Consider the following 11561-nt stretch of genomic DNA (forward strand, 5'->3'; position numbering starts at 1 on the left):
GGTCGTCTTGCTCACGGCGATATTGACGCGGAAGCTGCCGGGGCGATTCAGGTCGGATGTCTCGTCGCCGGGGTAGTCCTTGGTCACGATGGTGGCGAAGGGCTGACCGGCGGGAACGACGCCGTCGGGGGCGTAGTAGAAGAAGGTGTCGCCCCAGCTGATCTCGGGAGCCTCACTCCCCTCGGTCGGCCGCAGCACCAGCACTCCGCCGAGGCCGGTCACGTAGTCGGTTACTTGCTCGATCGTCATGCTTCGAGCGTCTCATTCGCGAGCAAGCGGTTCCAACCCCGGTGTGAACTGCCCGGTCAGCTGGCGCCGACCAGTTCCCGCGTACCCAACGCGGCGACCGCCTGGCTTGCCGCCGAATCCGGGTGCACGGTGTACACCACCAGCAGCTGATCCAGATCACCCGGCAAAGCCAATGTCTCGTAACCGAATTCGATCCGGCCGACCACCGGATGCTGGATCAGCCTGTCGCCGTGCGTATTGCCTGCCGGGGTGTGGATCGACCAGATGCGGTGGAACACCGGGTTGGCGGCGGTGAGTTCGTCGATGAGTGAGGTCAGCCTGCGATCACGCGGGCAGCGGTCCACCTGGCGACGGAGATAGGCGGCGGTCTCCGCGGCAACCGGTTCCCAGTCGGGATAGAACACGCCCGCCGCGGGGTTCAGCACCGTGAAGCGAGCCAGGTTGCGTTCGGGGTCGGCGACCGCGTCGAAGCCGAAGATCTTGTCGCCCATGTCGTTCCAGGCCAGCACTTCCATGTGGCGCCCGAGCACGAACGCGGGCGTCGTGATCGAGTGGAGCAGCAGCTGGGTGCCGGGGCGAACGGTCGGGGCGTAGTTGTAGTCGGGGTCGGCAGGACGGACCAGCGTGTAGAAGTGGTCGCGCTCGGCGGCATCGAGACGCAGGGCGCGGGCAACGGAGTCGAGCACCGAATCGGGGTAATCCTCATCGCGCCCCCGCTCCAACCGGGTGTAGTAATCCACACTCATGCCGGCCAGCTGCGCCACTTCCTCGCGACGCAATCCGACCATCCTGCGGCGACCGTATTCGCTCAGTCCGACGGCGGCGGGTTGGATGCGGGCGCGCCGGGTGCGAAGGAACTCGCCGAGAGCGGGTGACGACATGGCAGCCAGCGTAGAAGGTAGCGGCGGATACGCGTGCATCGCATCATGCGAAGGGAATTGTTCGGTTGGTTAACGAGGTGCGTCGGGGCGGCGAAATACCGGGTACAACAAGTCGAGGGAGGACGTCCATGTTGATCCGATCCACACTCACCGTTCTGTCCGGGGCCGCGCTGGCCGCCGGTTTCCTGGCCGCGGGACCGGCCGCCGCGCAGTCGGGGCTCGGTGATTACACGCCGGTAGACCCCGTCGACTACCAGGTTCCCGAACCCGAATACGCGGGCACCGTCTTCTTCACCACGCCCGACGGACGGCACTGCGCCATCTACTGGAACAACGGCCCGGCCGGGTGTGACGCGGTCCCGATCGACGCGCCCGCGGGCACCGACCAGCTCCGGGTCGGGATCCTCGAAGCGGCGCACTTCGTCGACGCCGACAGCCCTATCTTCACCCACCCGGCGGCGAGGGTGCTCCCCGAAGGTCACCGGATCACGCGGGAGAACACCACCTGCGGCGTCGGCTATCAGGGGACGGTGAGCTGCGAGGTCGGCGAGCACGGCTTCACCCTGTCGGCCACCTACAGCGTGCTGCGCTGACGCGCCTTCAACAGCTCGATCACCGCCATCGTCGACGCGGGCAGCCCGCGCGAGGCCGACACCGCCGCGCCTTCGAGGAAGCCGCGCAGTGCGCGAAGTCGCACCTGCAGGTAAGCGACCAGGTCACGGGTTACCAGGCATGACGGCGTTGTGCCAGGTGTCACCGGCCCGGATTTATGAACGTTGCCAATGTGGAGACGAGGATGCCTGTCACTCGCGCGGCGCAGTCGTAGAGTCTGAGTATGTCGGAGCCCGAGATGACCGAATTGGTGCAGCGCAGTATCGAGGAAGCGCTGCTCGGTGGGCCGCGTCGATATACGCGCACGCAAGTGGCCGAGCAGTCGGGGGTGCCGGAGTCGGAGTCGCGGCGGCTGTGGACGGCGCTGGGTTTTCCGGCCAATGAGGACGACGAGGTCGACTTCACGCAGACCGATATCACCGCGGTCACCAACTTTCGGAGTATGAAAGTTGTTGCCTCGTCCGATATTCGGCAACAGGCCGCGGCCGCGCGGACGATCGGCCAGGGCATGGCGCGGCTGGCGGAGTGGCAGGCCGACCTGGTGCTGGCCGAGATCAAGGCGCGCGTCGCCGCGGCCGATCCCGCGATTCCGCTGACGGAACGGATCAGCGCCGCAACGGAATCCACCATGGCGAGCATCGACCAGTTGCAGTCGTACGTGTGGCGCAGGCACCTGGCGGCCGCGGTCGCCAGGTCGAGCGAGGCGCAGGGCGAAGGTTCGATGCGGACGCTGGCGGTGGGATTCGCCGACATGGTCGGCTTCACCCGGCTCACCAGGCACCTGCACCCCGACGAATTGTCCACGCTCCTCGAAGCTTTCGAATCGACCACCACCTCGGCGATCACCGACAACGGCGGCTGGGTGATCAAGAACGTCGGCGACGAGGTGATGTTCGCCGCCGAGACCGCGGCCGCCGCCGCCCGCATCGCGCTGGCCATCCAGGAGTCGACCATGCTCGTCGGTGGCACGCCGGAACTGCGCGTGGCGTTCGCCTACGGCGAGGTGCTGCAACGCTTCGGCGACCTCTACGGCTCGGTGGTCAATATCGCCGCCCGCCTGACCGGCGTCGCCCGGCCGGGCAACATCCTCATCGACGACGCCGCGGCCTCTGCCCTCGACGACCACCCCGAATTCGCCATCCGCCACCTGCGCAGCGTCCGCGTTCGCGGTTTCAACCGCCTACGCCCCCACCGCCTGCGGCAGGCATGATTGCGACGTGCACAGCTTCGAGGTGCACAGCTCCGGCGCGACGGCCCGCTGACCAGCCGTCGAGCGGCGCCGGCACACCGTTGCCTAGGGTGTTGTAGTGGACTTGGATTGGCGCAGCGTGCGCGAGGAGTACACCGTGTTCGCCGATGACGCGGTGCTCGCGTTGAACAAACCGTCGGGGATCTCGGTGACCGGGGAGCGACACGACACCGATCTGGTGGAGTTGGCACAGGCGGCGGGAACGCAGTTGTATCCGGTGCACCGGATCGACAAGGTGACTTCGGGACTGGTCCTACTGGCTACCGATCTGGCCGCGCACGGACCGCTGACCAGGCAGTTCAACAATCAGACCGCGCGTAAGGCGTATCTGGCGATCGTGTCGGGCGCCGACCTGCCCGATGGCGGTGAGATCGATCTTCCGTTGAGTGTGGGGCGCAAGAACCGGGTGCGGATCGCGGCACCACGGGAGGCGATCCAGCGCGAGGGTGACCGGTGGTTCGTCGACGAGGCGGATCTGCTGCCCGCGAAGAACTATCCGTCGCGCACCTTGTTCAGCACGGTCGCCCGGCACGGCGAGCACGCACTGCTCGCCCTGCGGCCGGTGACCGGGCGCCGCCATCAGATCCGCGTGCAGCTGGCCTGGATCGGCCACCCGATCCTGGGCGACCCGCTGTTCGACCGCACCGCCGCGCTGCCCCGCACCCACCTGCACTCCTGGCGACTCGGCCTCGACGCCGACTGGCTCACCCCACCGCTGCTCGATCTGGAGGCCACCCCCGGCCCCGATTTCTGGGAGCCGTTCACGTCCGACCCGGACGAGAGCGCGCGGCTTCTCCACACCGCCGCACAGCTGATTTCCGGCTGACACCCTCACGCCCGGCTCGGCAGCCACTCGGGCGCACGGCCGAGAACGCGCAAGATGCGGTCCAGAGTTGCCGTCGTGTCCGCGACCTCGAGCGCGGGGCCGAACGCGGCGCCGGGGCGACGGCGAGCCGTGCCGGTGGGGACCGCTTCGGCGATCCGCAGAGCGGTCGGGGCCAGGTCGGGGTCCAGGTCGATCGCTCGGCCTACCGACCGGGCGACATCCCAGGCATGGACGACGCTGTCGATGAGATGGAAGCCGAGGGCGGTCGCGACCGGGAACTCGCCCGGCGGGATTTCGGGGAGATGCAGGGTGCGGGCCTGGCAGGCGGCGAAGGCCGCGACGACGTCGTGGGCGGACCGGATGTAGTCGCCGATCGGATCGATCGCGGGGCGCACCGCCCAGACCGCCGGGTCGTTCGCACCGCGAGCGGCGGCGGCGAAACCACGGTTCTGGGTGCCCATGTGGTCCAGCAGAGCACGCAGATCCCAACCGGCACAGGGCGTTTCGGTCGACAATGCGGAATCGGACGCCGCCTCGACCGCGTCGATACTCAGCCGCACCGCGCGCTCGTGCCGGACCAGGAGAAGTCGATCTTCCTCCGAGATAGTACGCATAGGCTGACCGTACGCTCATGCTTATGATCTGCCAAGGGTCATCGACCGACCCGTCCGGCGGTAGATTTCGACCATGCCGAAAGCGACCCGGCCGGATCTCGCGGCCATGCTCGTCCCGCTCGGCCGTGCGCTGACGGAGGCGGAGCGACCCGTCCTCGACCGGCACGGGCTCACCATGTGGGCCTACGTGGTACTGCTCGGACTCGACGAAGGGCCCGTCCACACCCAGGCCGCGCTCGCCAAGACGATCCGGGCGGACAAGACCCGGATCATCCCGGTCCTCGACGACCTCCAGCAGCGCGGCCTGATCCTGCGCGACCCCGATCCGGCCGACCGGCGCGTCAACCTGATCCGGCTCACCGCCGACGGCGCGAAGCTGCGCGACCGCGCCCAGCACGACATCCAGGAACAGGAAAAGCGACTACTGGCCGACCTACCCGCCACCGATCGCCACACTTTCCTGCGCGTACTACAGCTGCTCGCCGACCGCACCCGAACCGCGAAATCACCCGGGTGAGCGGTGACACAGACCACCTCGTGGGTTTCGGTCCGTGGCACGGCTCATGAAGACGAATAAACGCAGGTCATCTAGCCTGGAGAGGTGCCGATGAGTCATACCGGCACACTCTGACGCAACGGAGCGATCCCAGAGAAGAAAGCGACTGCCGATGATCCTGGCGGCTCAGCTCAGCGATACCCACTTCGACCTCAGCGCGCGCAACACCGAACGGGTGGAGGCGGTGATGGGCTACCTGGCGGACCTGCCACGCAGGCCCGACGTCATCCTGGTGACCGGCGACATCACCGACTCCGGCACGCCGGAGCAGTACGCGCAAGCACGCCTTGCCCTGCAAGCAGACATCCCCGTGTACCTGCTGCCCGGCAACCACGACGACCGCGCGAACTTCCGCACCGCACTGCTGGGCGAGCCCGCCTCGACCACTCCCGTCAACAGCGTCCACCGCGTCGGGCCGCTCACCGTCGTCATGCTCGACTCGAGCATCCCCGGTGAATCCGCGGGCCTGCTGGGCGAGGACACCTTCGACTGGCTGCGCGCGACACTCGCCGAGGCGCCGGACGGACCGATCCTGGTGGCCCTGCACCATCCGCCCAAGCACGTGTTCAGTCCCGTGGTCGATGTCATCGCGCTCGCCGATCCCGGCCGGCTGGCCGCGGTGGTGGCGGGCGATCCACGCATCGTCGGCATTCTCACCGGCCACGCCCACGCCCCCATCGCGACGATCTTCGCGGGCAAACCCATGATCACCTGTCCCAGTACGGCTTCCGTCCTCGGCGGCGAATGGGAAGTGACGCCACCCCATCGCGTCATGGACTACGCACCCGACCCGGCTATCGCGCTGCATGTCATCGACGAGAACTTCGGCCTGACAACTCATTTCCGGACAGTCGCGATGGGCGGCTGGCTGTCCGAGCCCCCACCCGACTGACCGCCCGGCAAGCCCGCGGCCACCCGCAGCAACTCCATCGTCCGGGTGACGACCGGGTTGCACGACTCGGAGTCCTTGATGTGCGCGCAGATCGTGCGGCGCGGCGTCGGATTGGTCAGCTCCAGCGCGCGCGAACCGGGCGGCAGGTCCGTGGCGCCGAGGCGGGGGACGACGGTGATGCCGACACCGCGCGCCACGAATCGCAGGGCGGACGGGTAGTCGGTGGTCTCCACCACGAACCGAGGCGTGAAACCCGCTGCGGCGCAGGCGTTCAGCATCGCCTGCCTGCACGGTCCGTGGCTGGTGTCGTTGTCGATCCAGCGGTATCGCTCGAGTTCGGCGACGTCGACGGTGGTACGTGTCGCCAGTTCGTGGTCGGCGGGGACCACGGCGACGTAGGGCTCGGTCATCAGGTCGCGGTGGGTGTAGCCGGTGATCTGCGCCGGTTTGCCCAGGCGCACCGTGAGGGCGATGTCGGGACGGTTGCCCGACACCGGGGCCAGTTCGTCGACGATGCGCAGGCGAACCCTGGTGTCGGGGAATTCGTGGGTGAGGGTGGCGACCACGTCGGGCATCCAGTTGGTGCCCGCCGAGCTGAACGAGTTGATCGTGATCCGAGTGGCCTTGCCCGCGCGCAGGTCCGACACCGTCGACCCGAGCGCGGTCAACTCGTCGAGCACCTTGGCGGCCTCCCCCGCGATCACCCGGCCCGCCGGGGTCGGCACCACGCCGCGACCGACTCGTTCCAGCAGCTGCAAGCCGGTCTCGCGCTGGAGTGCGGTCAGGTGCTGGGAGATCGCCGACGGCGAGTAACCGAGCGTCGAGGCCGCCGCGGCCACCGAGCCGGTCGCGACCACGGATCGGAAGATCATCAAGCGGTGCGTGTCGATCATGCGAATTCCTCGATTCAGTTCTACTGAATATTAGATGGCGAATACCCGCTTGTGCTTACCTCTTCACGGGTCCACCGTAGAGGAATGAAGTCACGCCTGCCCGCTCTCGCCCTGGTCGCCGTGATGCTCGCCTGGGCATCGTCGTTCGTGATCATCCGCGGCATCGCGCCCTACGTATCGCCCGCGGCGATGGCATCCGGACGGCTGCTCGTCGGCGCCGTCGTGCTGGTGCTGGTGCTGGCGTTTCGCGGCGGCCGGATGCCGCGCGGCACGGCGCTGTGGCTCACGATGGCCTACGGCGCGCTGTGGTTCGGGCTTTACACCGTGCTGGTGAACGCCGCCGAACAGCATCTCGACGCGGGCACCACCGCCCTGCTGGTGAACATCGCGCCGATCGTGGTCGCCGTATTGGCCGGGTTGTTTCTGAACGAGGGGTTCCCGCCGCTGCTGGTAGTCGGCATCGCGGTCAGCTTCACCGGCGCCGCGATCATCGCGTTCACCGGACCAGGACAGCGCGACCGCATCGGCGTGCTGCTCGCGGTGGCGGCCGCCCTGCTCTACGGCATCAGCGTGGTGGCGCAGAAGCTGGTGCTGCGGTCCACCGACCCGCTGACCGCGACCGCCCTCGGCGCGGTCGCCGGAGCCGTCGTCCTGCTGCCGTGGGCACCGACAATGACACAGGAACTGGCACAAGCCCCGCTCTCCGCCACCATCGGCGTCGTATACCTGGGCGTCGTCTCGACCGCCCTCGCCTTCCTGCTGTGGGCCTACGCCCTGGCCCACACCCCCGCGGGGGTCACCGCGTCGTCGAGTTACGCCGTTCCCGCCCTCGCCATCGTCATGTCCTGGATCTTCCTCGCCGAAGTCCCCACCGCCACCGCGCTCCTCGGCGGCGCCCTGTGCCTGACCGGCGTCGCGATCGCGCGCTTGCGGCCGAGCATGTTCCGGCGACGCCCACAGGTCGCCGCCGTGCGCCAGGACGACGCCGCCCCCGTGCTTCGATAGCCGACACGCCTGCCGACAACCCCACACAACCTCCACATCAGCCCCACACCCGCACACCCGACCCCCTGGCAGACTGGACACGTGAGAGACAAGCCCGCGGGTCTGCCCAGCGGTCCCCTGCGCCCGATCGAACTGGCGAGCGGCGCGGTGATGGCCGGGCTCACCGTCGGCCTCATCACCGTCGGCTCACTCGTCCCCATGGCGGCCGCGTTGCAGCTCGTCGCAGCAGTGCCGTTGGGCCTGCTCGCCCAGCGGTATCGGTTACGAGCACTGGTCACGGCCACAATCGCGGCCACGCTGGTCACCTTCGTGGCGGCCGGCGTGATGCCCGCGCTCGGCGTCATGGGCGCGGCCACCCTGGCGGGAATCATCGGGACCGTGAAGCGCCGGGGCGGCGGATTCCCCACGGTGTTCGCGCTCGGAATCGTCGCCGGTGTGGGCTGGGGGCTGTTCTCCGTCGGCAGTCTGCTGCTCTTCTCACGAACCAGAGACCTGTTCTTCGACGCGATCCGCAATACCGCGAAGGGCATCGAGAATCTGGCGGGCCGGTTGCCCGCGCTGGAGCCGCTCGGCCGGATGGCCGCCGAAGCCGTCGACGTGGTGCTGCGCTGGTGGTGGATCTACGTCGGCGGCACGGTGGCGCTCGGCGTGCTGGTGAGCACGGTGATCTCCTGGTTCGTGCTCGGGGCGGTACTCGATCGCCTGGCGTGGTTGCCGGGCAGCGATCGACTCGACGCGCCCCTCGACGATCGGCCGGTCGGGCCGCTGCCGGTATCCCTGCACGGCGTCGGCTACCGGTACGAGGGCACGAATGTCGACGCACTGGCCGACATCGACCTCACCATTCGCCCGGGCGAGTTCGTCGCCGTCGTCGGCCACAACGGCTCCGGCAAGTCGACCCTGACCCGGGTCCTGGCGGGCAGGCCGCCGACAACGGGTGCGGTGGACCGTCCTGGTTCCGCGGGCTTGGGCGCGCTCGGCGGGACGGCGCTGGTTCTGCAGCGACCCGAGAGCCAAACTCTCGGCGTCTCGGTCGCCGACGATGTGGTGTGGGGGCTGTCGGCGGACTCGGCCGCCGCGGTCGACGTCGACGCGCTCCTCGCCGAGGTCGGCCTCGCCGACATGGGCGCCCGCGAAACCGCCACCCTCTCCGGCGGCCAGCAACAGCGTCTCGCCGTGGCTGCCGCGCTCGCGCGCCGCCCGGCGCTGCTCATCGCCGACGAAGCCACCTCGATGATCGACCCCGACGGCCGTCGCGAGCTCGTCGCCCTCCTGGCCGAGCTCCCGCGCCGGCACGGCACCGCCGTGGTCCTGGTGACCCACCACGAAGCCGACGCGACCGCCGCCGACCGGGTGATCCACCTCGCCGACGGCCGGATGGTCGACCACCTCGCGAGCTGGCCCCATCCGGCACGCGACCAGCGCCGCAGGCCGATGGGCGCCTCCGTCCTCGAACTCGCCGACGTGCGCCACACCTACAACCGCGGCACGCCGTGGGAAGCACCGGCCCTGCACGGTGTCGACCTGTCGGTCCGCAAGGGCGAGGCGCTGCTGATCGTCGGCGGCAACGGATCGGGCAAATCGACGCTCGCCTGGATCATCGCGGGACTGATCGCGCCGAGCTCGGGACGCTGCGAACTGCGCGGCACCGCGGTCGACAAGCAGGTCGGCGGGGTGGCGCTGGCCTTCCAGCATTCCCGCTTGCAACTACAGAAGCAGACAGTCGGCGCGGAGATCGCCGACTGGGGCGGGCGGGCCACCGGGTCCGGTGCGGTCGGGCAAGCGCTGGACGCGGTGGGGCTCGACCGCCGCCTCGCCGCCCGTTCGGTGGAGGAACTCAGCGGCGGACAGGCCAAGCGGGTGGTGCTCGCCGCGATGGTGGCGAGCCGGCCGCAGGTTGTCGTCCTCGACGAACCGCTGGCGGGCCTGGATCCACAGGGGCGCGCCGAAATCGTGGAACTGCTCGCCCGGCTGCGGGATTCGGGGCTGACGTTGATCATCATCTCGCACGATGTCGCCGAGATGGCGATGGTCTGCGACCGCACGGTGCACCTGGACGACGGTGTGGTGGTCTCGGCCGACGGTCACGCGATCCCGAGAACCGAACGCGCACTGGAGAAGCCGGCCTTCGTGGCCGGCCTGCCCCTCGGCCGCCGCGGCGACGAGGGCGCGACGGCCCACACCAGCGCACCGAAAGGCACGACCCCATGAGCACAGTGCTGCTGCGTGAAGTCCCGGTCGACAGTGTCGTGCACCGCCTGTGGGCAGGCACGAAGATGATCGCCGCGTTCCTGATCAGCCTGCTGCTGATGTTCCTGCCGACCTGGCCGGTGCTCGGCGTGATCACGGCCTTCCTGGTACTGATCTGGGTACTCGCGCGGCTGCCACTCGGCGCGATCCCCCGGCTGCCGTGGTGGTTCTGGGGACTCGTCGTGCTCGGCGGCCTGATCAACGCGCCGATCGGAATGAAAGCGGTGCTCGGCTACACGCAGATCTTCGTCTTCGGAATGGTCCTGGTGGCCGCCTCGTTCCTGATCGCCTTCACCACGCCGATGGGCGAGATCGCCCCCGCTCTCGCGAAACTCGGCGCGCCGCTGCGCAAGTTGCGACTACCGGTCGACGAATGGGCCGTGGTCGTGGCGCTCACCCTGCGCGGATTGCCGCTGCTGTTCGACGAGATCCGGGTGCTGCGCGCCGCACGCCGACTGCGCCCCAAGGACAACCTGATGCACCGCGCCGCCGACAACCCGCTCATCGACATCCTCACCGCGTGCATGGCGGTGTCGTCGCGGCGCGCGGGCGAACTCGGCGAGGCGATCACCGCCCGTGGCGGCACCGGCATGCTGACGGCGCATCCGAGCGCGCCGCACCGCCGCGACGCCATCGCACTCGGCGTGGTCGTCGTGGTCTGTGCGGGCGCCGTAGCGCTGAGCACCATCATCGGCTGAGCGCAATACCCCGAATTCACTGTCCCGAAACCCTGGTGCAAGCTATGGTTCCTCACAGAAATCGAGCTAGGCAGCTTCACGCGCCGGTCACGAAACTTTCTCGGGGGGAAGTCATCATCACGGCGCCTGTTCGAGCAACTCACACCTGATGAGATCCAGATGGGAAATGTTCACATGATCATCCGCAAAATCGCCGCGGCCGCTGTTCCGGTGCTCGCCGCCGCACTGGTGGGAGCCGGAGTCGCCGGAGCCGACCCGGTGACGCCGAATGTCGATTACCGCACCGAGGTCGTCGGCAACACCCTCATCACCACCCTCACCCACGGCACCTTCGCCGTCACCGGCGGTACGGTCGAGATCCGCGACGAAGCAGGCGCCACCCTGGTGTCGATGCCACTCTCGGTCCGCGACGGCAAGTTCGAGTACCCGCTGCCGCACGCGGTTAGCGACGACGGCCACGTACTCGAGCTGACCGCGGTGAAGAACGTCGCCGCGGCCAAGCCCAACCTCACGCCGGTCGCCTCACCCGCCGAAAACTATGCGGCACAGGCGAACTTCGCATCCACCTTCGGCCTGGCCACCGCCGTCGGCAGCTTCGTCGGCATGGGTCTCGGCGCGGTGATCGGCCTGATCGTCGGCGGTGTCCTCATCCCCGGTGTCGGCGCGATTCCGGGCTTCGTCACCGGCGCCAGCGTCGGCGGCATCATCGGCACGATCATCGTCGGTGGACCCGCGCTGGTCATCGCGGGCATGGATCTGATCAACACCCTCCAGGCGCCGGCAGGTACCACGCAGTGGGCCCAGCAGACCAAATAGTCTGCGCCACAGTTCGATTC

Annotated in this window: 14 protein-coding genes; 9 read left to right on the forward strand and 5 right to left on the reverse strand. The window is 68.7% G+C overall.

The features are described from left to right. Positions 1-249, reverse strand: a 249-nt coding sequence (locus ACFWF3_RS08905) for a DUF6194 family protein (protein ID WP_379313131.1), incomplete at its 3' end; no start/stop codon positions are given. A gap of 56 nt (positions 250-305) precedes the next feature. Beyond that, on the reverse strand, positions 306-1130 hold the full coding sequence (locus tag ACFWF3_RS08910) for a helix-turn-helix transcriptional regulator (RefSeq protein WP_379313133.1): 825 nt from the start codon (positions 1128-1130) through the stop codon (positions 306-308). Between the two features lie 128 nt (positions 1131-1258). Between ACFWF3_RS08910 and ACFWF3_RS08915 the strand changes: the two genes are divergently transcribed. Beyond that, a complete protein-coding gene (locus tag ACFWF3_RS08915; protein WP_379313134.1) occupies positions 1259-1723 on the forward strand; it encodes a hypothetical protein in 465 nt (154 codons plus the stop codon). Here ACFWF3_RS08915 and ACFWF3_RS08920 read toward each other — a convergent pair. Continuing rightward, positions 1705-1887, reverse strand: a complete 183-nt coding sequence (locus ACFWF3_RS08920; RefSeq protein WP_379313135.1) for a hypothetical protein — start codon at positions 1885-1887, stop codon at positions 1705-1707. The genes ACFWF3_RS08915 and ACFWF3_RS08920 overlap by 19 nt on opposite strands. A gap of 78 nt (positions 1888-1965) precedes the next feature. On the opposite strand from ACFWF3_RS08920, the gene ACFWF3_RS08925 reads away from it, so the two are divergent. Both ACFWF3_RS08925 and ACFWF3_RS08930 read left to right on the forward strand, forming a co-directional pair. After that, the gene (locus ACFWF3_RS08925) at positions 1966-2952 is read left to right on the forward strand and encodes an adenylate/guanylate cyclase domain-containing protein (RefSeq protein WP_379313137.1); all 987 of its coding nucleotides are present in this window, start codon (positions 1966-1968) and stop codon (positions 2950-2952) included. Positions 2953-3049: 97 nt separating this feature from the next. Next, positions 3050-3817 carry an RluA family pseudouridine synthase gene (locus ACFWF3_RS08930; protein ID WP_379313139.1) on the forward strand — a complete coding sequence of 256 codons (768 nt, stop codon included), beginning with the start codon at positions 3050-3052 and terminating at the stop codon, positions 3815-3817. Between the two features lie 5 nt (positions 3818-3822). On the opposite strand, the gene ACFWF3_RS08935 is transcribed toward ACFWF3_RS08930, so the two are convergent. After that, positions 3823-4431 carry a TIGR03086 family metal-binding protein gene (locus ACFWF3_RS08935; protein WP_378990461.1) on the reverse strand — a complete coding sequence of 203 codons (609 nt, stop codon included), beginning with the start codon at positions 4429-4431 and terminating at the stop codon, positions 3823-3825. A 73-nt stretch (positions 4432-4504) separates the two neighbouring features. Here ACFWF3_RS08935 and ACFWF3_RS08940 point away from each other — a divergent pair, with 73 nt between their 5' ends. Both ACFWF3_RS08940 and ACFWF3_RS08945 read left to right on the forward strand, forming a co-directional pair. Beyond that, entirely contained in the window at positions 4505-4948 is a 444-nt protein-coding gene (locus ACFWF3_RS08940) for a MarR family winged helix-turn-helix transcriptional regulator (protein WP_379313140.1), read from the forward strand. A gap of 151 nt (positions 4949-5099) precedes the next feature. Continuing rightward, the gene (locus tag ACFWF3_RS08945; RefSeq protein WP_378990463.1) at positions 5100-5879 is read left to right on the forward strand and encodes a phosphodiesterase; all 780 of its coding nucleotides are present in this window, start codon (positions 5100-5102) and stop codon (positions 5877-5879) included. Here the strand turns inward: ACFWF3_RS08945 and ACFWF3_RS08950 are convergent. Continuing rightward, on the reverse strand, positions 5825-6772 hold the full coding sequence (locus tag ACFWF3_RS08950; RefSeq protein WP_378990464.1) for a LysR family transcriptional regulator: 948 nt from the start codon (positions 6770-6772) through the stop codon (positions 5825-5827). The two genes, ACFWF3_RS08945 and ACFWF3_RS08950, sit on opposite strands and share 55 nt — an antisense overlap. A gap of 84 nt (positions 6773-6856) precedes the next feature. Here ACFWF3_RS08950 and ACFWF3_RS08955 point away from each other — a divergent pair, with 84 nt between their 5' ends. The 4 genes from ACFWF3_RS08955 (at position 6857) to ACFWF3_RS08970 (ending at position 11541) form a co-directional block, all read left to right on the forward strand. Continuing rightward, on the forward strand, positions 6857-7777 hold the full coding sequence (locus tag ACFWF3_RS08955) for a DMT family transporter (protein WP_379313142.1): 921 nt from the start codon (positions 6857-6859) through the stop codon (positions 7775-7777). A gap of 81 nt (positions 7778-7858) precedes the next feature. After that, positions 7859-9988: an ATP-binding cassette domain-containing protein gene (locus tag ACFWF3_RS08960; protein ID WP_379313143.1), complete on the forward strand. Its 2130-nt coding sequence runs from the start codon at positions 7859-7861 to the stop codon at positions 9986-9988. Further along, on the forward strand, positions 9985-10725 hold the full coding sequence (locus ACFWF3_RS08965; RefSeq protein WP_379313145.1) for an energy-coupling factor transporter transmembrane component T family protein: 741 nt from the start codon (positions 9985-9987) through the stop codon (positions 10723-10725). Before ACFWF3_RS08960 ends, ACFWF3_RS08965 begins: the two co-directional genes overlap by 4 nt. 159 nt (positions 10726-10884) lie before the next feature. Beyond that, positions 10885-11541 (forward strand): ammonium transporter, encoded by a 657-nt coding sequence (locus ACFWF3_RS08970; RefSeq protein ID WP_379313147.1) that lies wholly within the window; start codon positions 10885-10887, stop codon positions 11539-11541. The last annotated feature ends 20 nt before the right edge of the window (positions 11542-11561 follow it).

The sequence above is a fragment of the Nocardia sp. NPDC060220 genome, from assembly GCF_042727815.1.
In the GTDB taxonomy this organism is placed as follows: Bacteria; Actinomycetota; Actinomycetes; order Mycobacteriales; family Mycobacteriaceae; genus Nocardia.